Source organism: Streptomyces sp. NPDC059989 (assembly GCF_042736975.1).
Lineage (GTDB): Bacteria > Actinomycetota > Actinomycetes > Streptomycetales > Streptomycetaceae > Streptomyces.
The window spans coordinates 181,232-201,064 of sequence record NZ_JBHWUO010000002.1 but is presented as its reverse complement, the minus strand read 5'-3'; the positions used below and the strand labels follow the sequence as shown (position 1 = coordinate 201,064).

The window sequence follows — 19,833 nt, the reverse complement described above, 5'->3', positions numbered from 1 at the left end:
CAATGATCTTGATCGTGTCAGGTGTGATCACGGCGTCGGAACCGTCCTGGATAGCCCTGTTTACCGGGCTGAGCCCGCGCGTCTTCGGCAAGTTGGTGACCGCGCGTCGCCGCGAGGGCGCCAGCTCCCCGGGCCAGGGGTGGCCGTGGGGTCTGCCGCTGGAGGACCGGGTGCTGTTGGTAGTCGCTTACTGGTGCACGAACCTGACGATGCGCCAACTCGCCCCATTGTTTGGCATCTCGAAGTCGGCGGCCGACCGCATCATCGACCAGCTCGACCCGCTCATCGCATTCCAGCCTCGGCGCCGGTTCGCCACGGACACCGTGCTGGTAGTCGACGGCACCCTGGTGCCTACCCCGGACCACAGCATCGCTGAACAGTCGAAGAACTACCGGTACTCCACCAACCACCAGGTCGTCATTGACGCGGATACCCGCCTGGTCGTTGTGGTCGGTGAGCCTTTGCCCGGCAATCGCAACGACTGCCGGGCATGGGGGGAGTCTGGCGCGAAGGCCGCCGTGGGCAGGACCCTCACGATGGCCGACGGAGACTATCCGGGCACCGGCCTCCTCATGCCCCACCGCCGCACCCCGGGCGAAGAGTTGCCGGGCTGGAGGCGCGAGCACAATCGCTCGCACAAACAGGTCCGGGCCCGCGTCGAGCACGTCTTCGCCCACATGAAGACCCGGAAGATCCTCCGCGACTGCCGTCTCAAGGGCGACGGGGTCCGACACGCCATGCTCGGCATCGCCCGACTGCACAACCTCGCTCTCACGGGATAGCTCCTGCCGCATACGAGACCTGAGAGGTCCCCGGGAGACGGCTCCCCCCTCGCAGTCTCGGAGGAGAATCAGGCGAGGCAGAACTCGTTGCCCTCGATGTCCTGCATCGTGATGCACGACTCGTTGACGCCATCGGCACGCTGCGTCAGCACGTGTTTCGCGCCGAGCGCCATCAGCCGTGCGCATTCGGCCTCGAGTGTGGCCAGGCGCTCGTCACCCACGAGCCCTGTGCCGACCCGCACATCAAGATGCACCCGGTTCTTGACGACCTTGCCTTCGGGAACTCGCTGGAAGAGCACGCGCGGGCCCACACCGGAGGGATCAGCGCACGCGAAGTAGACCTCGTCCTCAGGCGGCAGCGAGTGGTGGTACTCCTCCCACGTGGCAAAGCCCTCCGGGACTGTCGGTACGACGTACCCCAGCACCTCGCACCAGAAGGCGGCGAGGCGCGCAGGTTCCGCGCAGTCGAAGGTCACTTGGAACTGCTTGATCGTTGACATCGGCGCACGATAACAGGGGCCCTGCTCATCTCCCCGGGCGGGTGGATCCACACGTTGCCGGGAGGACGGCCCCTGCCATCCGCTGCTGTGTCGTGCGGTCACAGGGGTGAACCGAGGTCGGCGCCTCTTCCAAAGGGTGGGACCCAGGATCCGATCTCAGCCGACCACTCTCGTGCCAAAGATCAGTTACGGGACAGCCCTTAGCTCAGTCGCCGGAAGGGCCTGAGGGCTCATCCGACGTCGCGCAGGCTCGTCTCCCGCCCACGCAGGTAGAGGGCGGGCGAACAGCGTCGACGCCGGGGCGGGCGTACCGCTCCAGGGGGCGGACAGAGGCGTGAAGGGGGACCAGGCCGGCAGCATCGGGGTCGCCCCGATCGCGGCGACGCGGAAGACGGGCGGCTTCGCATGTAGACCGTGTCCTATGTGGTGAGGCGGGCGAGTCGTTTGTAGCAGTAGAGGGCTGCGGCGAAGCCGAGGAAGACCAGGTGGTTGCGGGCGGTGCGGACGCCGATGCGATTTCCTCGTATCCATTTCCGCAACTGAGGGATATCGTTCACCCCCTTTCAGCCCGGGCGTGGGTGGAGTCGAGGGCCGCCTGGGAGGGATCGAGGAGGCGGGGTGTCTTGGATTCCGCCGCCCTGCGGCAGCACCCTGGACGGCGGGATCAGCGACTCCGTGATCTCCCCAAACCAGTCCGGAACACTCCTCACCACATAGGACACGGTCTAAGTGGAGCCAATGGTCAAACAGCCTCAGATATGTCGTGCGCGGGTCTATGGCGGGACGAGTCCGATACCCGATACTAGGGGCCATGGAGGGACACGGCGACCATTTTCTGCGCGTATTAATTGGAGATGATCAGGCCGAAGGTGCTTACTACGTGGGCGGGTGGGATATTCGCTATACGTCTCAGGTCTTGCCTCTTGTGTCGTGGCAAGTGAGCGGGCATGAGCGAATGCACGCCCTACTTACGGAGCATACGGCCTGGGGCGCGATACTAATGTTGAGCGCGGACCTGCTCCGGGCAGACCTGTTCAGTTTTCCCCAAGCAGAACAGGAAAAGATCCGGCGAAGCTTCTCCGGCTTCGTGGAAGCCAACCGTGAGGTGCAGGAGATGTTTGCCACCTACATCTCGCTCGCCCGCTCGGAGCCGGAAAAATTGGCCCGATCCGGCCGTGTACTGAAGAATGTGACGTACCAACGCTACTTGGATATGGCGCTGTGTATAGCCCCGGGACTTCCGATGGCATCTCATCGCCATCAGGCCGCAGTCACGGCGGTGGCCCTGCTGGCGATGCAACCGGATGCCCTGTACGGCCTTATGGGCTGTAACCCACCTTGGGAACTAGGGAAAGTGAGAAGGCGACACCATCCGGATTGGCGCCTACAGCAGATCCTGAAGATATCCCCCGAGCAATGGGATGAGTTGGTCCGTAAAGCAAACCGCGAAGTGCAACTCAGCCAGGAGTGGGATGGGGACACCGGCAGCAGGGAGGCGCAGCAGAGGTTTCAAACGGAAGACAATTACGAAGTGTTGGGGAAGTATACCGACTGCTTCTATCGCGCCCTATCGGAGATTCTAGCCGCGGCTGGGAGTCCATCGATGGAGCGGTTTGAGCACGCCGACTTCACCAGTCGCCTCCTGTCTGAAGTGCGTGCAGCCGGACTCGCTGCCGTCGACGTGATGGCAGGCGGGGATCTGCCGGATCCGCCACCAGGAATCGTGAAATTCGTAACGGCCGCGCAGGAGCGTATATGGCTCAAGCCCCTTCCGATGCGGGCGCAGTGGATGGAGTGGGATGCACTGCGAGTGGAAGAGTTCGTTGCAGAGGTAATTGAATCAGGCTCAAGTCTTGTTATCACCGTTCGCCCACCTGAGGACTGGCTTGCCGATTATCTTTGGAGCGATGCATCTCGGGCTGCACTGAGCAAGCATTCCGGGGCTTTGGCAGCCATCTGCATTTCGGTGGATAGAGAGGAGTTTGACGGGTGTGATCTCGTGGTGATCGAGGTGCCGTCACCGCGACGAGCCAAAGCCCTGGAAAGGAAGATTGGGCGCGGCAAGGTGGTAGTCAACATGTCGTGCCGTTTCCTCTTGCTGGGCAAGCTTCCGGGAATCAGGGCGTTCCGGTGGATGTCGTTGCATGTTCCAAGATTCTTCATCATAGATGTGGAACTCAACTATGTGGCCTTGTATTGGTTGATGAACAATGGGTCTGTGTCGCTCCGTTCTGCAGGACTGCCAAGTCCTGAACATGCTCACCTGGCCGTCCTGGTGGGGCGATACGTCCTGTCGTACATGTCGTCGTCCTACTGGCTGTGGGTGGGTGTTTGCGGACAGTCGGCGGCGGCCGACATAATGGCTACTCTTCGTGATGTCTTTGGTGAGGAGCCTGGGTCACCGGTCGCGGACGAAGAGCTTCAGTCCGAATCGTTGGCAGCTACGATCCAGAACCTATTGGACACTCGTCCATATGTCGGTTTCGCTCCCATACGGAGGACTCTCCCATGGAAAACCTGAATGTCGTTTCTGATTCCCTGCTGCAGGCCGCGGAGCTGGGGGATCGGGCCTCTCTGTCCGAGTCCGATCTTCGTCTTTTCTGGTCGCGGCTCTCCGGGAGTGGCGAAGCGGAGGCTGACTACTTCATCCATGCTCTTGTGGGTTGCGTGCAAGGCGGCGGTGAAGAGGAAGCCGCTCCTCTTGAAGTCCGCCTTGGGGGATGGCAGTTAAATCTCAGCCAAGCTATTGCGAAATCTGCTTTGGCCACCGCTTTCTTGTCCGCGTCTCTTGCTGTCACTGGTGGAGGTGCTGACGTCATTGCACCGCAGATTATTACTGCGGTAACTCCCTTGCTTTTTGAAATTCGTAAAGTAAAGGTGACGGCCTCGCAGGGTCTCATTCATGCCGAACTCGTCCGTGTGTCCGAAGTGCAGGACGGAGAATTTAGCGCACAAGAGCTTTACGACCGGATTCCAGAGCGACACCGCGAGTCCCTTAACTACTTGGATTTCCTCGATTTCCTGGATGCTTATCGGCGCGCTGGGCTGCTTGTCGATGACGGCGACTCACGACTCCGTGTGGTCCCGAGTGGAAATGCGCGCTTCAGGTTCTCGATCGAGTAGTGCACAGGACGACGGCGTCGTTTGGTGACCTATGATCACGGGCTTCAGCGCGAGACCGCCGTGGGTGTTGGCGGCCGAGAGGCCGACGGGGAGGGACAGTCCGCTCGCCTCCGACAGGACGTGCATCTTGCAACCCGGCTTGCCCCGGTCCACGGGGCTCGGACCCGTGAGTCCGCCCCCTTTTTCATCCGCGCCTGTGCGGAGTCGAGGACAGCGCGGGAGAGGTCGAGCAGGCCGGCGGCGTCCAGACGGTGCAGGATCTCCTCGTGCAGCCGCCCCCACACCCCGGCTCTGGACCAAATCAGGAACCGGCGGTGGGCGGTCGACTTCGATATCCCGAAGCACGGCGGCAATGCCCGCCAGGCGCACCCGGAGAGCAGCACGTAGATGACGGCCGCGAACAGCGTTTCATCAGGCGTGTCCTGCGTCCCACCGCCCTGCGGCCTCACCCGAGATGGCGGGATCAGCGGCTCCGCAATCTCCCACAACCCGTCCGGAACAATCCAACTCCATGTACCCCGCCCCATGCTGGGGGCAACGACCCCTCACCGCATAGGACACGGTCTTACGACGTTGTCGGCTATTGATGTTCGGGCGTGCTGGCCTGAGCTCAGTCCCGCCGTCCGCCGGGCGTCGCATCCGATCAGGTGACAGCACCTGCCCGGACGGTGTGCCCCCACCCTGCTAGCGGGCTTCGGACTACGTTCACAGCCAGCGAAGGGAGGAAGCGATGACGGATCACCCGCACATCGGTGTGTTCCGGCGAGCGATGGCGGCCTTCTCGGCCGGCGACATGAACACGCTGGCGGAGGTCTTCCATCCCGATGTTGCATGGCACTTGGGGGGCCGGGGACCGCTGTCGGGGGACTACCAGGGTCGCGAAGCCACGTTCGAGATGTTCGCCCGGGACTTCGAGCTGTCAGGTGGCACGTACCGCCCCCAGCTTCACGATGTTCTCGCGAACGATGCCCATACGGTCGCTCTGCTCCATGCCACGGCGTCGCGCGCGGGCAAGGAGCTCGATATGGACTATGTCATCGTCTTCCACATCAGCGACGGCAAGATCGTCGAAGGTTGGGAGCTCTGGGCTGATCAAGCGACATACGACGAGTTCTGGTCGTAGGGACACGTCGGAAGCCGGCGGCAGCGGTGCCGAGCCGGTCCTTCAGCTGCCGGTGGGCCTGGGGTTTTTGGACCAGGTGGTGGCTGAGCCTTTGCGAGTCAGGCGCCGGGTCATCAGCGTGATATCTCTGCGACGGCCAAGACGCTGTCGGCTATTGAAGATCGGGGCCATGGCCATGGCCGTGACGTGTGGACGGCCGCACGGGATCTTCGGTTATGACGACGAAATGGGCCCGTGCGGCCTTGTCCCATCCTGCCTTCATCGGTATCTCCCGCGCACATCTCGGCGGTTTGATCGAGGAGTTGGCCGCCCCGTGGCAGGCGCGGCGACAGTCCGCGCTGCATGACCGGCGTGGTGGGGAACGCCGCCGTGCGGCCGGGGTACCTGTTCGGGCAGCAAGGGGGCCTGTCGGCGGTGGCTCGCGGTCGGTAGCGTGAGTCTGATCCCGGGCCTTGCCGAGGGGGCAGCGGGAGAGGGGGGTTCGCCGTGTTAAACCGGCACGCCATTGCGTACGTGCGGAGCAGGGACATCACCGACGAGACCGCCAGGAAGGTGTTCCTGCTGTTGGCGGAGCTCACCCATGCGCCGGGTGATCCGTACAGGCCGCAGGACGTTCCCGAGGTGATGGGGCTGGAGCTCCTGGACGCGGACGTCCCGGAGCTCGCCCGACGGGTGGGGATCGCCCCGGAGGAGTTCCGCAGCCGGCTGCGGGCTCTGAGGGAGCTCGTACGGATGGATGTGCTGGAGCACGTCGCCGATGGCGTTTGGGAGATCGTCTACGGGCCCCTGTACGGCGACGCGCCCGCTGCGCGAGTACCGAAGCCCGACTTGACGAGGGGTGGCCCGCACGCGTTCCGGATGCCGGGCTGGGAGCAGTTCAGCACGTGGGGCTACGAGAGCGGCCCGCACGGAGAGACGAACCTGTACGCCCAGCTGATCGCGAACCAGGACGGCGCGCACGCGGACCCACGGATCTGGATCACTCCGCCCCGGTACCTCGTGCGGGACATCGAGGAGCTCGCGACCGTCATCGCCGTTGCCTTGGTGCCGTACGTTCCGGTGCCCCCGCCGGCGTCGCTCATCAAGTCGTGGCTGACGGAGCCGCCACGATCCTTCCGGTAGCCGCAGGCGGCGCGGTGGTATCGAGAAGCATGGTGGGCATGACCTCTACCACCGCCTCTTCATGTGGCCACGCCCACCACCGGGGGCTCGTCCGCGCGACCGCGGTGCGCCGCGGTGGCCGCCACAGCGCCGTTGCCCGGACGGAGGAGGAGTCCTGACGTGCGCGACTGCGCCTTCTGCTCCATCGCCGTCGGCAACGCTCCGGCCGCTGTCGTCCGCGAGTGGGACGACGCCATCGCGATCCGCCCGAGCCCGGGCGGCGTCCACCCCGAGCACGTCCTGGTCCTGCCCCGCGTCCACGTCCAGGACGCGGGAGAGGACCCTGAAGTGACCGCGATCGTCATGCGCCGCGCCGCAGAGCTGATGGCCGAGCATTCCGCCGCGAACATCATCACGTCGAAAGGCGCCGAGGCCACGCAGACCGTCTTCCAGCTGTTCTTCGGGCAGTTGGAATCTGTCTCATGAGGTGTCGCTCGACCGGATGAGCGTTGTCCCGGAGCCCTTCAGCCCGCTGCTATCTCTCATCTCCCACGTTGTCTCACAGGGAGATGAAGATGCTGTTGTTCTCGGTGGACTCGAAGGTGGCGAAGGAGTATCTGGAGAGTCCGGTGCTGTCCGGTGGGGAAGCGGCCGGGTTGTTGGAACACCTGTCGGTCTCGGACGGCACCCCGATCTATCTGAATGACGAGACGATGATGCCGGCCGAGCCGTTGTGTTCGTGGGGCCGGAACATGTCGTACGTCGATCTGGCCGGGTCCACGCTGCAGGACTACGGACGGATCATGGCCCGATTCGCTGGGCACCAGGAGGGCCGCGGCCGCGATGTTCTGGCGGCCACCGAGTCGGATCTGGTGGCGTTCAAGAAGGTCCGGACCCTGTTGCAGGAACGGCCCATCGGCTCGTCGGCCTGGGGCAAGGAGTCCGGGCTGCTGGATCAGTACCGCTACTTCCGCGACGTCGGCTTGGGCGGGCAACGGCCGGACTCCCAGGTCGACCGGACCTTTCGCGGCTGGGCACCACACCACAACCGCGCGGGCTCCGACGTGGCCCTGGGCTCGGGGGCCCGCTGGCAGGAGTGGGCAACGGTGCTGCTGCCTGAGCTCGGCATCGGGGTCAATCCCCCTGGCCAGGCGGCCCAGTTCACGGTTCAAGCCTGCGCTAAATACGGCAAGGCCCGCTACATCCCCGAGGACGCGGTCGGCTCGGTCGACACATACGTCGCTCAGGTCGCGGGCTCCGCGGCCTCCCGTTCGTCAGGGGGTGGTGACAGGCAGGCGGGCGCAGTGGCGGCACGCGCGTGCAGAAGCGGCGATGCGCGCGTGGAGGGCGATGGTGATCAGACAGGCGGCCGCGGTCAGTGGCCAGTTGGTGGCCAGTACCGCGGCAGTGATGAGGGTCAGCGCGCTCAGCCCGAGGGCGACTGCCGCGGTGGTTCCCGTCCAGGCGACCACGAGCGGCAGTTGTTGCGGGAGGGGCAGTCGGCGGCCCAGGGGGCCGGTGACGGACAGGAACACGGCCGCCAGCAGCGCGGTGAGCACTGCGAGGCCGCCGAGGTGGGCGACGGCCACCTGGAGCGGGTCCGGCAGCCGGCGGTCCGCCGCGTGGGTGGCGAGCTCGACCAGGTACCGACACACCAGCACGCACGGGACGACCAACATGACGGTGCGCGCGGTGTGACGGGCCTGGGTGATGGTCAGTTCATGCTGGAAGCTGGGCGCGAGCTCGGCCACGGTGCCGAACTGGCGGATGGCTTGGCGGGCGGCGTCCCGGTCAGGTTCGGCATCGGGCGACAGTTCCCGCGCGGTGTCCAGGAGGCCTTCGCGCAGTTCGTCCACCATCTGGGTCTTGAGTCGGGCCGGGCCGTGCAGGGTGGCCGTCAGGTCCGCGAGGTGGGCTTCGATGGGGTCGTCGGCACGAGTCTCGGGCGCCTTCACGTGGCGCGTCCGGGGGCCGGCGCGGGTTCCAGCACCGAGCCGATCGCTGCGATGAACTCCTGCCAGTGGGTCCGCTCGGCGGCCAGGCTGCGCCGTCCGGCGTCGGTGAGTTCGTAGCAGCGCCGACGGCGTTCGCCCACCGACTCCCAGGCGCTGCTCAGCAGTCCGATCCGCTCGAGCCGGTTGAGGGCGGGGTAAATGGTGCCCTTGCGCAGCTCTAGTACGCCCCCGCTGCGCTCCTCGACCGCAGTGATGATCGCGTAGCCGTGCAGGGGGCCGGATTCCAGTACGGACAGCAGCAGTCCGTCCAGGTGGCCGCGTACCGCATCCGTCTTCATAGTCAGGCAGCCTACCCAAGTGACTTCCCCTGTGCTACCTATAGATCGGTAGCCAATCCATTGGCAGCCAATCCATGAAAGGACCCCTGTGACCAAGCTGCTGCTCTCGCTGCACGTCCTGGCCGCGATCCTGGCGATCGGGCCGATCACCGTCGCAGCCTCGATGTTCCCCCGCTACGCCAGGCTGTCGGCCAGCAGCGACGCACAGGAGGCCAACGGCCAGACCGCCGCGTTCCTGCACAAGATCTGCCGCGGGTACACGGTCGTCGGCATCGCCGTCCCGGTCCTCGGTGTCGCCACCGGCGCCCGGATGGGCGTCCTGACCGACGCCTGGCTGCTGACGTCGATCGCTCTCACGGCTGCCGCCGCGGCCCTGCTGCTCACGGTGGTCCTTCCCGGGCAGGCCCGACTGCTCGCCCAACCCGCGGACGCATCCGGCGCAGGAGGGACAGGCACCGGCGTGGCCACGAACGCCATGCCGGAGCTGCGGTCGGCGGCGGCGCGCCTCTCCATGACCACGGGGATGTTCAACTTGCTGTGGGCAGCCGTCGTCGTCCTGATGATCGTCCGCCCCGGCTCCACGACGGGAGCCTGATCAGCATGCGAACCCTGCGCATCGCGGCCGCAGTTGAAGCCGTATCCCTCACGCTCTTGCTGCTCAACCTGTTCACCGTGCACACCGGGGTGATCACGTCGCTGGGCGGACTGCTCCACGGCACGGCCTATCTGGCCACTATCGTCGCCGTCTTCCTCACTTCCGCCCTCGCGCGGCCGGGAACCAAGGGGTGTGCCTTCATTCCCGGCATCGGAGGGCTCCTCGCGCTGCGCCTGCTGGGGCAGCAGCCACCCGCCTCCTCACCCGACAGACTGCCCGGCGCCGACAGATGACTGGGAAACGATCATCGCAGCGCGGGAAACCCCTCTCCCGGCGGGCTGCTCAGACGCAGGCTGACGACTTCCGTCGGTGCCCCGAAACGGGTGAACCACACCCCACCCCACGACCCGGAAGTCCACGTCTCGTGAGACATGCGAACCGCGAGGAACACCTGCACGTCCACGTCGTGCCACGCACCACCGACGACCGACTGCCGCTCCCCTGGACGTCGAGCCGTCCTCGTGAGAGTGATCGGCATCCGTCTGGTGCAGATGGGAGCCGGCCAGGTTGGGGGCAGTGGGCTCGCTGCGGTGAATCCACAGGAGGGCTCCAGCCATCAGCGCAGTGCCTCCCAGCAGCCAGGGAAGTGGACCAGGCGGCAGGATGCCGACGGCCAGGCCGGTGAGAGCTCCGGTCAGTTGCAGTGCGAGGGACTGAACGGACAGTGCCGTGGCGCGTCCCGTGCTTGGGACTCGGCGGTGAAGGAGGTCGTTCTCGCTGGGTCCCGCCGCGCCGAGACCGAGATACACCAGGCCGTAACCGGCAGCCGCGAGAGCCATGGAGACGGGGCCTGTTGCCGCGGCGGTGGCGCTGAGCAGGAGCAGGCCGCTGGCGCTGGTGCCCAGGCTCACCAGGACCGCGCGTTCGCCGCTGCCTGCCAGCCGCGCGGTCAGCGGCGCGAGATGGCTCCCGATGCCCGAGCAGACGAAGCCGGCACAGGCGAGTGCGGCGAAGAGCATCGCACCCGACTCCGGCGCTCCGGTGAAAGCCGCGGCACGGCCCGGCGTCAGCAGCTCGATCGTGGCCAGGGCGCTGCCGGCGGCTGCTGCGCTGAGGAGCACACGGCGGACCAGCACGTCGCGTCCGCCGAGCCGCACCCCGTCGGCGACGGTGGCCGGGATGCCCCGGAATACGGAGCGCAGCGTGCTGGGTGGACGGGGCGGCTCGGGGAGGGCGGCGAGCACGTACAGCACGAAGGCGATCTCGACTGATGCGGCCAGCAGCGGTGGGACGGAGAGTGGGATCACCAGCCCTGAAGTTGCTTGGCTGAGTCGGGCACCGACGTCGGGGCCCCGTGCGAGCAGCCAGGGGAGGGCGCCGCCGAGGAGGGTGCCCGCGGCGAGCGCGGCGGAGGTGGCGGTGGCGCCGCGGGCCAGTCCGGTGCGTAGGTCGGCGTCGGGGCCGGAGTGCGCCTGGACGGTGTCGACGTACCAGGCCTCGGCCGGCCCGCTGGACAGGGCGCGCCCCGCGCCCATGAGGGCCATGCCGAGGGTGAGGATCCAGGGCGCTGTGCCCAGACTTTGGAGGGTGAAGGCGGCCAGGTTCAGCAGGCCGGCTGCGGCCAGGACGGCCCGGCGGCCGAGTACGTCGGAGAGTCCGCCGGTGGGCAGTTCCAGCGCGGCGGCGGTGAGGGAGTGCGCGACGAAGAAGCCCGCGATGGCGGCAAGGGTCATGCCGCGTTCGGTGAAGAGCAGGATCAGGGGGGTGACGGCCAGGCCCAGGGGGAGCCAGAAGAGGACGCAGGCCGTCGCGTAGCGGCGTCGTGCGGTGGGTAAGTCCAGCGGGCCGGTCACGATGCCGCCTCGGTGTCCGTCTCCGGCGGGGTGGAGGTGTCCGGCTCCTCCGCATCGGGGCCGTGGGGTGCGAGTGGCAGTCCGGCGGTGACGAGCACGACTTGGGCGGCGCGGGGGTCGGCTTCGTCGCGCTGGGTCAGTTCTTCCAGCTTCCGGTCGAGTGTGTCCCAGAGTTCGGTGAGCGACTCAGGGGTAAGACGGGGCATCAAGTCGTCGATCCCGGCCGGCTCCAGCCACTCCGGGCCCAGTCGCCCGGCGGCGACGTCTGCCTCGTGCCGGACGAGCGATGCCTCCAAGTGCTCGACCTGGCCTTTGCGGGAGAAGCTGAGGAAGGCCCGGCTGTCCGGTGAGGCTTCCATCGCCCTGTTGTTCCAGGAGGTCACGGAGTGCACCGCCTGCCAGCGGCGCTCCCGCCCGTCGCGGTGCTCGGCCTCGGCGACGAACGCGTACTTCGCCAGAACCCGCAGGTGATAGCTGGTGGAAGCGGATGACTCCCCGGTCCTGACGGCGAGCTCACTCGCGGTTGCCGGGCCGTCCTGCCGCAGCAAGCCGAGCAGCCGGATGCGCAAGGGGTGCGTGAGGGCCTTCAGGGCTGCGGCGTCCCGCTCAGGATCGAGGACGCGTCTCTGTTCTTCGCTGACCATGACGGGAGGCTAAGACTCTCAGCCAGCTTCCCAAAAGTATTTTTGCAGAATTTCTTTTGGGAAGCTGGCCGGCGCTGGACAGGCTCACGCGTCCGCACGTGCTTCGGCCGAGGACGCCGAGTTCGCCGCGCACGGTCTCACCGAGGACGAGACGGGCTGAGCGAGAGGTTGATGCGGCGCCGTTCGGGGTCCGCGCCGAGGAGCGCGACGTACACCTCGTCCCCGACGGCGACCGCGTCTTCCGGGCTCCGTACTTCGTGGTCGGCCAGTTCCGTGAGGGGGACCAGGCCCTCGATGCCGTCCGCGACTCGGACGAACGCGCCGAACGGGAGCAGCCTGGTGACCGTGCCGGCGACGGTCTGACCGGTCTCGTGGCTGTCGACGTACGCCTGCCAGGGGTTGGGCAGCAGCTCCTTGAGGGACAGGCTCACCTGTTCACGTAGCCAGTCGATGTGGATGATTTGGGCGCGGATTTCCCGTCCGATCGGGGCGATGTCGTCGACCGAGTCGAAGCGGGCCCAGGACATCTCGGGTACGCGAAGGAAACCGAGGCCGTGGCCCGGGCCGTCGCCCAGGTGCACGTACACGCCCACGTCGTTCAGGCCCGTGGCGACGACGCCAGAGATGGCATCCCCGATGGCTAGGGAGGCCAGGAACGTCCGGCGCTCATCGGCCCGCGTGCGGTTGGTCCGCCACCGCGCTCGGAGAACGCCGTCGGGATCGGGGAGCACGGCGGCGAGCAGAGGATCCCGGTCGGCGGGTTCCAGGGGGACCAGTGCCGCCCGGTGGCCCGGCTCGGCGGGGACGGCTGGGTTGGGGACGTCGGCCGTGGCCAGGGCCGGCTCGGCGATGCGTTCCGGTCTGAAGCTACCGTCGGGGAACTGCTGGACGAGGAGTTCGAGACGGTCCTGCCGTGCCAAGGCGGTGCGTACGGTCTCGGCGTCCTCGGTCAGGTCCGGCCAGACCGCCAGTCGTGCGCGGGGCGTCAACCACTCGCGCACGCCTTGGACGTCGGCCGCGGAGGCCAGGCGGTGCCACCGGTAGGAGTTGGCGACGGGGCGCTCCTCCATCAGGACGGTGCCGAGATCCGCGACCAAGGCGTTCAGGTCCGTCCAGAAGGCTTCGTCGGCCGGTCCTTCGCCCCAGGTTTCGTCGAAGGCGGGGTCGTAGGGGGAGTGCTCGACCTGCCGGCTGAACAGGCCGAGCGTACGTGCGCGGGCAGCGGCCTCCTCCAGCGGGCGACTGCTGCCGACGTAGATGTCGTCTTCCTCCCCGACGTGGAGGAAGAAGTCGTGGTCGCCGCGCAGTCGGCACCAGGCGCCTTGACGCAGCACCATGGCGCGCAGGAGGCCGAGCCCGGTGGCGAGCGGGATGCGCGCGCCGTCGTGGTAGCCGGAGCGGTCGTAGGGAAAGAGCCCGCACAGCCCGTACCCTCCGCCCCCGTGCCGAACGGAGGACGAGAAGGAGAAGAACCCGTCGGTCATCGGGTTGTCGATCGTCAGGTAGTCGGCGCCGGCATCGAGGGCGAAGCCTGCCAATGCGGCCGTGAGGGCGCCGACGACCCGTTCCCGGGAGTCGTAGGGGATACGAGTGCCACCCGGACCGGAAGCCGCAGGGGGATCGGCGGGGTCGTACGGCGTGACGCAGTACGCGAAGGCCGCCATGTCAGCGCCCCGCGCGGCTCGTAGGTGCCCTGAGGGCCGGTCGCGGGCGGACAGGAAATGTGATCATGCGCGGAGCGTACTCGAGGCCTTGGCGGCCGTGCGGTTGCTAGGGGGCGGTGTGCTCCAGCAGGCCCCGTACGAAGGCGGCCTGGCCGGCGTGCTGGAGGTCGTCGGAGAGGACGCTGACCAGGCGTACGCCCAGGGTGACCGGCGGGTCCCAGCGTTCGTCGACCACCCGGTCCAGTTCCGCGGCGGCGAGGCCCCGCACGAAGTGCAGGGTCTGCTCGTGGACCGCGTCGTAGTAGCCCAGCAACAGCTCGCCGGAGTCGACCCGTACGGTGGCCACCTGGCGGGCGGTGTGGCCGTACCCGGTCGCCGCCTGGGGCAGGGGCAGGGCGAACCTGGTCGCCCAGCCCCCGGCCTGCCAGACCTGCTCCAGGTCCGCGGCGTCCGCCACGTGGTCGTCCTGGATCCGGGTCAGGTGCCAGACCAGCCAGGTGATCGAGTTCGCCGCCGGGTCGACTTGCGCGTTGAGCCGCTCCGGCGGGAGCCCCTCCACGGCCTCGTGCACGATCTCCCGGATGCGTCCGAACCCGTCGGCGATGATGTCCGTAGCCTTCATGCACCCACCATGCGGCGCCCCGCGCGTCAGCGCACGGCGTCGGCCTTCTCGGCGGACGCCTCGTCGGCAGCGGCCGCCGGCTGTCCCGCGCCGGAGGCCGCCACGGTCCCGTGGCCGCCCCGCAGGCCGAGCCAGCTGATCACGGCGACGAGCGCGAAGGCGGCGGCGCCGATCCCGAAGGTGAGGGTGAATCCCGACTCGGCCGGCAGCGGGGGGACGCCCGCCGGCAGGTGCTCGATCGTCTTGGACGCCAGGATCGTGGTCACGATGGCGGAGCCGATCGCGCTGCCCGTGGAGCGGGAGATCGAGTTGATGCCGTTGGCGATACCGCTCTGGTGGTGCGGGACGCTGGACATGATCACGGCGGGCATGGCGGCGTAGCCGAAGCTGACGGCCGCGCCGACGACCAGCCCCGCACCGATCACCGACAGGCTGTGCTGGTGGTCCACGGCGAGCCAGCCGAAGCCGACGGCGCCGAGCGCGGCGGCCAGGCCCAGCGCCACGCGCGGACCCCGGTGACGGACCAGCTGGCCGCCGATCGGGGAGGCCAGGAGGGAGACGATCGCCCCGGGCAGCAGGAACTGCACGGAGGCGCGCAGGATGGAGGCGTCGAAGCCGTAGCCGGTGAGCGCCTCGGGCATCTGGACGAGGTACGAGACGCCCAGGAAGTTCGCGAACATGCCGAAGCCGACGAGGATGCCGGCCAGGTTGGCCATGAGCACCGGGCGGTGGACGAACATCCGCATGTCGACGAGGGGCTCGCGGACCTTGCGCTCGACGAGCACCCAGACGGCGGTCATGACGGCGGCGCCGGCGAAGCTGCCCAGCGTACGGGCGGAGGCCCAGCCCCACTCGTGGCCCTGGGAGATCGGCAGCAGGAGCAGCAGCAGGGCGATGCCGAGGGTCAGCGCGCCGAGGAAGTCGGTGCGGCCGCCCGTCTTGTGGCGGGTCGCGGGGACCAGGAAGACCACGGCCAGCAGGGCGAGGACCGCGAAGCCCGTCGCCATCCAGAAGGCGTTGCGGTAGTCCGCGTCGGACCCGGAGGTGAGCAGTCCTGTGGCGACGAGAGCGAGACCGCTGCCGAACGCGAGCGTGCCGCTGACCAGCGCCATGGCGCCGGGCAGCTTCTGCGGCCGGACCTCCTCGCGCAGCACCGAGAGGGCGAGCGGGAAGATCGCGGTGGCGGCTCCCTGGAGCACCCGGCCCAGGATCAGCAGGGGCAGCGAGGTCGCCAGCGCGGCGATGACGGATCCGGCGACCATGACGCCGAGCACGGCCACCAGGGTCGGCTTCTTGCCGTGCTGGTCGCCGAAGCGGCCGAGCAGCGGGGTGAAGACGGCCGCCGACAGCAGGGTGGCGGTGGTGACCCAGCTCACGTTGGCGGTGGAGGTGCCGAGGTCGTTGCGGATGAGGCCCAGGATCGGGACCGGCAGGGTCTGCATCATCGACACGACCATGGCGGCCAGGCTCAGGGCGAAGACGATGACCGTCTCGTTCCGTTGCCCGGCGGCGGCCGGTGCGGCGGCGGTGGAGGGGGTGCTCATGGCTGAGGGACCTTCTTCGTGCTTCAGAGCTTCAGGACGCAGATGTTTGATGTCATCAAGTAACTCAACCGAAGGTAGACCTCAATAGTTAAGGTGGTCAAGTAAACAATTGATAATGTCAACCAATCTGGGTAGGCTCCAGGCATGAGCGACACCGCCACGCACGCCCCCTCCAAGCTCGAGCTGCTGGAGCTGCTCGCGGCCATCGGCACCGCCCAGTGGCGCGACTTCGCGGCCGCCGCCGCCCACCACGGCCTCACCTCCACGCAGGCCAGGGTCCTGGCCCAGCTGAACGGCCCGCTCCCCATGCGCGGCCTCGCCACCCTGCTGGTGTGCGACGCCTCGAACGTGACCGGGATCGTCGACCGCCTGGAGGCCCGCGAGCTGGTGCGCCGCGAGCCGAACCCCGCCGACCGCCGCGTCAAGAACGTGGTGGCCACCGACGCGGGCCGCGAGGTCATCCGCCGCGTGCGCGAGGAGATGCAGGCGACGCACGGCGCGCTCGACACCCTCGACGAGACCGAGAGCGCGACGCTCTACGCCCTGCTGGAGCGGCTGCGCCCCACGATGGAGAAGGAAGCGTGAGGAGCGGCGCCCAGGTCCGGATCCTGCGGGCCGCCGATCGCGCCGCCACCGTCTGGAAGAACGGCGGGGGAGTCACCCGGGAGATCGCGGTCTTCCCCGAGGGTGCGGGCATGGACGACTTCGTCTGGCGGGCGAGCCTCGCAGAGGTCGCCGCCGACGGGCCCTTCTCGGCCTTCCCCGAGATCGACCGCACCCTCACCCTGGCCGAAGGCGCGGGTATGGACCTCACGGTCGGGGGCGTACGCCGCCTGGTGGACGAGCGGTTCGCGCCACAGGACTTCCCCGGAGACGAGCCGACCGACTGCCGGCTCCTGTCGGGTCCCGTGGTCAACTTCAACGTGATGCACCGCCGAGGCGCCGCGGAAGTGGCGACCGCCGTCGTACGGGGCCGGCTCTCGCGCGCCGTCGTGTCGGACGAGACCCTGCTGGTGCTCGCCCTGGAGGGGGCGGCCACGGTCCGCGTGGGACGGGGCCCGGCCCTCGCCCTGGCCCCGTACGACGCGGTCCTGGTGATGGGCGACTTCCTCGACTACACGGACATCTCCGGCCACGCGGCGCTGGTCTGCTTCCGGTAGCTGGCCGTAGACCTCAGCGGACCCCGAGCTTCACCCACTTCGCGGTGCTGGGGACGCCCTTCGCGTCGAGCAGGAACAGCATGTAGTAGCCGGGCGGGGCGTCGGCCGCGCTCGGCGGCGTCCGCAGCCCGATCGTGTCGCCGCTCCCGCCGGCGCGCCGGAGCTCCAGGTGGCGCTGGCTGGTGTTCACCGAATGGGTCACGGTCGTCGGCGCCAGCAGCACGGCGCGCGCGACCTTCCCCGGCGTGGAACTCGACACCTGGAAGGCGGCGTCGTAGGCGAGTTCGCCGCCCGGCACCCGGTCGAGGGCCGGCCGCGGACCGCGGTGCAGGTAGGCGGGCTCGTAGAGCTCGATGCTGCCGTCCATCCCGTCCCGGATGTCGGGGTCGTTGGCGATCTGCTGGAGCTCGTCGCCGGTGACCAGCATCCGGCCGTCGGGCAGGACCAGGGCGTTGGAGTGGTAGCCGCGCGGCAGCCGCTGCGCCGGACCGAGCCTCCAGTGCCCGCCCGCGTCGCGCAGCTCGATCTGCCGGTACTTCGGATCGGCCTTCGGATTGAACGGTCCGTTGCCGTAATCCCGGGTGTCGAGGGCGCCGTTGACGGTCAGCAGGGTGCCGTCAGGCAGGATCAGCGTGTCGTCCTGCGTCCGGCCGAAGGCCCGCGGCCCCTCGATGGTCCAACGGCCGCCGGCCAGCTTGTAGGTGAGCGGATCGCGCGGATCGCCGCCGAGCACCAGCACCGAGTCCGGGCCGCGGAACCCGGCCGGCAGCGGGACGGCCGAGCCGTACCCCCGGAAGTCGGCCGGCCGCCGCGGCAGGTCCGTGCGCACCTCCTTGACCGGGTCGAACAGCCACTGCTGGTCGGCGTCGCGGCCGAGCCCGTAGATCATCCCGTCCCGCAGCGAGAAGAGGTGCGGATAGTCGTTCCGGAAGGGGGCGTCCGTCCGGAGCCGCTGCGGGGCGAGGTCCAGCGGGATGTCGTACGGGCGCCAGGGCACGGGATGCCGCAGGGAGGGGAAGCGCTCCACGACCGGGGTGGGGGTGCCCGTACCGCGCTCGGACTGGCCGGACATGATGATCTGGCGGCCGTCCGCCCCCGTCACGGCCGAGGGGTACCAGCGGCCCACGGCCATGTCCCGGTTGCGGTACCAGTGCTCGGTCCACGGGTCGAACACGAAGGACAGCTTGGCGCCGCTGCCGCCCTTCCCGCCGACGTTGCCGCCGAAGACGCCGACCATCCCGTTGGGGAGGAAGGCGTGCCCGGCGCAGAAGAACGGCGCCGGGCGCGGCGCGTAGCTGCCGTCCGGCATCAGGACCACGGGCGGCGGCACGTTCTTGAAGGCGCGGGGCCCGGTGCCCCGGGACGGGTCCCACAGGTAGGCGCGGCCCGCGTTGGTCACGCCGACCGTGTTGGTGGGCCCGGTCTCCTTGGTGGGGTCGGCCTCCGTGCGCTCGAAGGAGAAGAGCAGCACCTTGCCGGTCGGCAGCAGGGCCACGTGGACCCCGAAATCGGGCGAGGGGAAGAACTCCGCGAACCGGCCGAACTGCGCCGCCGCGAAACCCGCGTTGGTCTTGAGCTGGGACTCCTGGAGTGAGGCCAGGCTCGCGGTGCGCTTCGCCTGCGGATAGCTCTGGGTGCCCTTGGCGGCCTCCCGGAGCCGCGCGTGCACCCGGGCGTGCTCCTCGCCGATCACGGCGGCCTCGCCGGCCTTGGGCTCGGGCCTGCCCACGGGGTCGGCGTGGCGGCCCACGGTGAGCGGGGCGTCGGCGAGGGCCGGGGCGGGGCTCGCCGCGGCGAGGGCCACGGCGGCGGCGATCACCCATGCCGACACGACGGCGGACCGGTGGGCGCGGGGCAGGGGACTCCTCATTGCGCCGATATTAGGAGAAAGGGGATCAATCGCGCCGATGTGACGCGAGGTGGAGCCATTCGGCCGTCCGATATGGGATGGATGAACGTTTCTTCGGTGAATCGCTGCGGCCATAGAGGTGAGCCCACGTACCCGTCGCCCGCCCCGAGCCGCCGCGGACCGCTATCCATGTCCTCGTGATCAAGTCGCTCCGTACCGGATTCACCGCAGCCGCCGTGACCGCAGCTCTCGTCGCGCTCACCCCGTCGGCCGGGGCCTCCGCCTCGGCTCCCGCCGCCAAGGCCCCCACCGACCAGGTGACCGTGGACGTCGCCTCCGTCAACGGCTCGGGCTGCGCGCCAGGCACCGCCGCCGTGGCCGTCGCGCCGGACAACACCGCCTTCACCGTCACCTACAGCGAGTACCTGGCCGAGGCGGGCGGCGGCGCCCCCGCCACCGCAGGCCGCAAGAACTGTCAGCTCTCCCTCGTCGTCCACGTCCCCCAGGGCTTCACCTACGCCGTGGCCCGGGTCGACTACCGCGGCTTCGGCAGCCTGCAGGAAGGTGCGATCGGAACGCAGAAGGCCAGCTACTACTTCCAGGGCATGAGCCAGACCGCGCAGCGCACCCACAAGTACAAGGGCGCGCTCGAGGACAACTGGCAGGCGACGGACACCACGGGCGTCGAGGCCCTCGTCTTCGCCCCCTGCGGCGAGAAGCGCAACTTCAACATCAACACCGAGCTGCGCGCCGAGGTCGGAACCTCCGACCCGGACAAGACCAGCTTCATGGCGCTCGACTCGACGGACGGCAGCATCAACAGCGTGTACCACTTCTCCTGGAAGCAGTGCCCCGTGCGGCGCTGACCCGGGATCGGCAAGCCGAGGCGCCGGGGCCCGTCAGTGCGGGCTCCGGCGCCTCGGCGCAACGGCGCGTCCGGCCGGCCGTGTCCCGCGGATCGAGGGATCGAGGGATCGGGG

Annotated in this window: 21 protein-coding genes and 2 pseudogenes; 11 read left to right on the top strand and 12 right to left on the bottom strand. The window is 68.5% G+C overall.

Annotation, left to right across the window (positions count from 1 at the left end):
• Nucleotides 1-14: 14 nt before the first annotated feature.
• Nucleotides 15-782, top strand: a complete 768-nt coding sequence (locus ACFWBN_RS02765; protein ID WP_385169444.1) for a transposase — start codon at nucleotides 15-17, stop codon at nucleotides 780-782.
• 68 nt (nucleotides 783-850) lie between these two features.
• On the opposite strand, the gene ACFWBN_RS02760 is transcribed toward ACFWBN_RS02765, so the two are convergent.
• Both ACFWBN_RS02760 and ACFWBN_RS02755 read right to left on the bottom strand, forming a co-directional pair.
• Nucleotides 851-1,282, bottom strand: a complete 432-nt coding sequence (locus tag ACFWBN_RS02760) for a VOC family protein (RefSeq protein ID WP_171166537.1) — start codon at nucleotides 1,280-1,282, stop codon at nucleotides 851-853.
• Nucleotides 1,283-1,701: 419 nt separating this feature from the next.
• Entirely contained in the window at nucleotides 1,702-1,839 is a 138-nt protein-coding gene (locus ACFWBN_RS02755) for a hypothetical protein (protein ID WP_385169440.1), read from the bottom strand.
• Between the two features lie 254 nt (nucleotides 1,840-2,093).
• On the opposite strand from ACFWBN_RS02755, the gene ACFWBN_RS02750 reads away from it, so the two are divergent.
• Nucleotides 2,094-3,803, top strand: a complete 1,710-nt coding sequence (locus ACFWBN_RS02750; protein ID WP_385169438.1) for a hypothetical protein — start codon at nucleotides 2,094-2,096, stop codon at nucleotides 3,801-3,803.
• Nucleotides 3,791-4,405, top strand: a complete 615-nt coding sequence (locus ACFWBN_RS02745; protein ID WP_385169435.1) for a hypothetical protein — start codon at nucleotides 3,791-3,793, stop codon at nucleotides 4,403-4,405. Before ACFWBN_RS02750 ends, ACFWBN_RS02745 begins: the two co-directional genes overlap by 13 nt.
• A gap of 18 nt (nucleotides 4,406-4,423) precedes the next feature.
• Here ACFWBN_RS02745 and ACFWBN_RS02740 read toward each other — a convergent pair.
• Nucleotides 4,424-4,932, bottom strand: a pseudogene (locus ACFWBN_RS02740) (IS5 family transposase); the annotation flags it as partial.
• 203 nt (nucleotides 4,933-5,135) lie between these two features.
• On the opposite strand from ACFWBN_RS02740, the gene ACFWBN_RS02735 reads away from it, so the two are divergent.
• The 3 genes from ACFWBN_RS02735 (at nucleotide 5,136) to ACFWBN_RS02725 (ending at nucleotide 7,115) form a co-directional block, all read left to right on the top strand.
• A complete protein-coding gene (locus ACFWBN_RS02735; protein ID WP_385169432.1) occupies nucleotides 5,136-5,528 on the top strand; it encodes a nuclear transport factor 2 family protein in 393 nt (130 codons plus the stop codon).
• Nucleotides 5,529-6,041: 513 nt separating this feature from the next.
• Complete coding sequence (locus ACFWBN_RS02730) at nucleotides 6,042-6,650, top strand: hypothetical protein (protein ID WP_385169429.1); 609 nt, start codon at nucleotides 6,042-6,044, stop codon at nucleotides 6,648-6,650.
• A 159-nt stretch (nucleotides 6,651-6,809) separates the two neighbouring features.
• Nucleotides 6,810-7,115 carry an HIT family protein gene (locus tag ACFWBN_RS02725; RefSeq protein ID WP_385169426.1) on the top strand — a complete coding sequence of 102 codons (306 nt, stop codon included), beginning with the start codon at nucleotides 6,810-6,812 and terminating at the stop codon, nucleotides 7,113-7,115.
• Between the two features lie 73 nt (nucleotides 7,116-7,188).
• Here ACFWBN_RS02725 and ACFWBN_RS02720 read toward each other — a convergent pair whose 3' ends face one another.
• The 3 genes from ACFWBN_RS02720 to ACFWBN_RS02710 all read right to left on the bottom strand — a co-directional run bounded on the left by ACFWBN_RS02720 (nucleotide 7,189) and on the right by ACFWBN_RS02710 (nucleotide 8,922).
• Complete coding sequence (locus ACFWBN_RS02720) at nucleotides 7,189-7,317, bottom strand: hypothetical protein (protein ID WP_385169424.1); 129 nt, start codon at nucleotides 7,315-7,317, stop codon at nucleotides 7,189-7,191.
• A gap of 586 nt (nucleotides 7,318-7,903) precedes the next feature.
• Complete coding sequence (locus ACFWBN_RS02715) at nucleotides 7,904-8,584, bottom strand: hypothetical protein (protein WP_385169421.1); 681 nt, start codon at nucleotides 8,582-8,584, stop codon at nucleotides 7,904-7,906.
• Entirely contained in the window at nucleotides 8,581-8,922 is a 342-nt protein-coding gene (locus tag ACFWBN_RS02710) for a PadR family transcriptional regulator (RefSeq protein WP_385169418.1), read from the bottom strand. Before ACFWBN_RS02710 ends, ACFWBN_RS02715 begins: the two co-directional genes overlap by 4 nt.
• 88 nt (nucleotides 8,923-9,010) lie before the next feature.
• Between ACFWBN_RS02710 and ACFWBN_RS02705 the strand changes: the two genes are divergently transcribed.
• Nucleotides 9,011-9,517: a DUF2269 family protein gene (locus ACFWBN_RS02705; RefSeq protein ID WP_385169416.1), complete on the top strand. Its 507-nt coding sequence runs from the start codon at nucleotides 9,011-9,013 to the stop codon at nucleotides 9,515-9,517.
• Between the two features lie 5 nt (nucleotides 9,518-9,522).
• Nucleotides 9,523-9,810 carry a hypothetical protein gene (locus ACFWBN_RS02700; RefSeq protein ID WP_385169413.1) on the top strand — a complete coding sequence of 96 codons (288 nt, stop codon included), beginning with the start codon at nucleotides 9,523-9,525 and terminating at the stop codon, nucleotides 9,808-9,810.
• A 270-nt stretch (nucleotides 9,811-10,080) separates the two neighbouring features.
• Here the strand turns inward: ACFWBN_RS02700 and ACFWBN_RS02695 are convergent.
• From ACFWBN_RS02695 to ACFWBN_RS02675, 5 genes and pseudogenes are all read right to left on the bottom strand, one after another.
• A pseudogene (locus ACFWBN_RS02695) lies at nucleotides 10,081-11,358 on the bottom strand (MFS transporter); the annotation flags it as partial.
• A gap of 8 nt (nucleotides 11,359-11,366) precedes the next feature.
• Nucleotides 11,367-12,014 (bottom strand): helix-turn-helix domain-containing protein, encoded by a 648-nt coding sequence (locus ACFWBN_RS02690; RefSeq protein WP_385169410.1) that lies wholly within the window; start codon nucleotides 12,012-12,014, stop codon nucleotides 11,367-11,369.
• Between the two features lie 137 nt (nucleotides 12,015-12,151).
• Nucleotides 12,152-13,678: a S1 RNA-binding domain-containing protein gene (locus tag ACFWBN_RS02685; protein ID WP_385169408.1), complete on the bottom strand. Its 1,527-nt coding sequence runs from the start codon at nucleotides 13,676-13,678 to the stop codon at nucleotides 12,152-12,154.
• A gap of 106 nt (nucleotides 13,679-13,784) precedes the next feature.
• Nucleotides 13,785-14,300 carry a DUF664 domain-containing protein gene (locus tag ACFWBN_RS02680; RefSeq protein WP_385169405.1) on the bottom strand — a complete coding sequence of 172 codons (516 nt, stop codon included), beginning with the start codon at nucleotides 14,298-14,300 and terminating at the stop codon, nucleotides 13,785-13,787.
• Between the two features lie 26 nt (nucleotides 14,301-14,326).
• On the bottom strand, nucleotides 14,327-15,844 hold the full coding sequence (locus tag ACFWBN_RS02675; RefSeq protein WP_385169402.1) for an MFS transporter: 1,518 nt from the start codon (nucleotides 15,842-15,844) through the stop codon (nucleotides 14,327-14,329).
• Between the two features lie 144 nt (nucleotides 15,845-15,988).
• Between ACFWBN_RS02675 and ACFWBN_RS02670 the strand changes: the two genes are divergently transcribed.
• Together ACFWBN_RS02670 and ACFWBN_RS02665 are read left to right on the top strand one after the other, a co-directional pair.
• A complete protein-coding gene (locus ACFWBN_RS02670) occupies nucleotides 15,989-16,429 on the top strand; it encodes a MarR family winged helix-turn-helix transcriptional regulator (RefSeq protein ID WP_385169399.1) in 441 nt (146 codons plus the stop codon).
• Nucleotides 16,426-17,004, top strand: coding sequence for a HutD family protein (locus tag ACFWBN_RS02665; protein ID WP_385169395.1), 579 nt, complete (start codon nucleotides 16,426-16,428; stop codon nucleotides 17,002-17,004). The genes ACFWBN_RS02670 and ACFWBN_RS02665 overlap by 4 nt, the downstream gene beginning before the upstream one ends.
• A gap of 13 nt (nucleotides 17,005-17,017) precedes the next feature.
• Here the strand turns inward: ACFWBN_RS02665 and ACFWBN_RS02660 are convergent, their stop codons facing one another.
• Nucleotides 17,018-18,874, bottom strand: a complete 1,857-nt coding sequence (locus tag ACFWBN_RS02660) for a galactose oxidase-like domain-containing protein (protein ID WP_385169392.1) — start codon at nucleotides 18,872-18,874, stop codon at nucleotides 17,018-17,020.
• Between the two features lie 176 nt (nucleotides 18,875-19,050).
• Here ACFWBN_RS02660 and ACFWBN_RS02655 point away from each other — a divergent pair, with 176 nt between their 5' ends.
• Entirely contained in the window at nucleotides 19,051-19,719 is a 669-nt protein-coding gene (locus ACFWBN_RS02655) for a DUF4360 domain-containing protein (RefSeq protein WP_385169389.1), read from the top strand.
• The last annotated feature ends 114 nt before the right edge of the window (nucleotides 19,720-19,833 follow it).

Coding starts and splice junctions, on each gene's coding strand:
- ACFWBN_RS02760 (WP_171166537.1), bottom strand. CDS start 1,282: ATGTCAACGATCAAGCAGTTCCAAGTGACCTTCGACTGCGCGGAACCT.
- ACFWBN_RS02750 (WP_385169438.1), top strand. CDS start 2,094: ATGGAGGGACACGGCGACCATTTTCTGCGCGTATTAATTGGAGATGAT.
- ACFWBN_RS02745 (WP_385169435.1), top strand. CDS start 3,791: ATGGAAAACCTGAATGTCGTTTCTGATTCCCTGCTGCAGGCCGCGGAG.
- ACFWBN_RS02735 (WP_385169432.1), top strand. CDS start 5,136: ATGACGGATCACCCGCACATCGGTGTGTTCCGGCGAGCGATGGCGGCC.
- ACFWBN_RS02710 (WP_385169418.1), bottom strand. CDS start 8,922: ATGAAGACGGATGCGGTACGCGGCCACCTGGACGGACTGCTGCTGTCC.
- ACFWBN_RS02700 (WP_385169413.1), top strand. CDS start 9,523: ATGCGAACCCTGCGCATCGCGGCCGCAGTTGAAGCCGTATCCCTCACG.
- ACFWBN_RS02690 (WP_385169410.1), bottom strand. CDS start 12,014: ATGGTCAGCGAAGAACAGAGACGCGTCCTCGATCCTGAGCGGGACGCC.
- ACFWBN_RS02685 (WP_385169408.1), bottom strand. CDS start 13,678: ATGGCGGCCTTCGCGTACTGCGTCACGCCGTACGACCCCGCCGATCCC.
- ACFWBN_RS02680 (WP_385169405.1), bottom strand. CDS start 14,300: ATGAAGGCTACGGACATCATCGCCGACGGGTTCGGACGCATCCGGGAG.
- ACFWBN_RS02675 (WP_385169402.1), bottom strand. CDS start 15,844: ATGAGCACCCCCTCCACCGCCGCCGCACCGGCCGCCGCCGGGCAACGG.
- ACFWBN_RS02670 (WP_385169399.1), top strand. CDS start 15,989: ATGAGCGACACCGCCACGCACGCCCCCTCCAAGCTCGAGCTGCTGGAG.
- ACFWBN_RS02660 (WP_385169392.1), bottom strand. CDS start 18,874: ATGAGGAGTCCCCTGCCCCGCGCCCACCGGTCCGCCGTCGTGTCGGCA.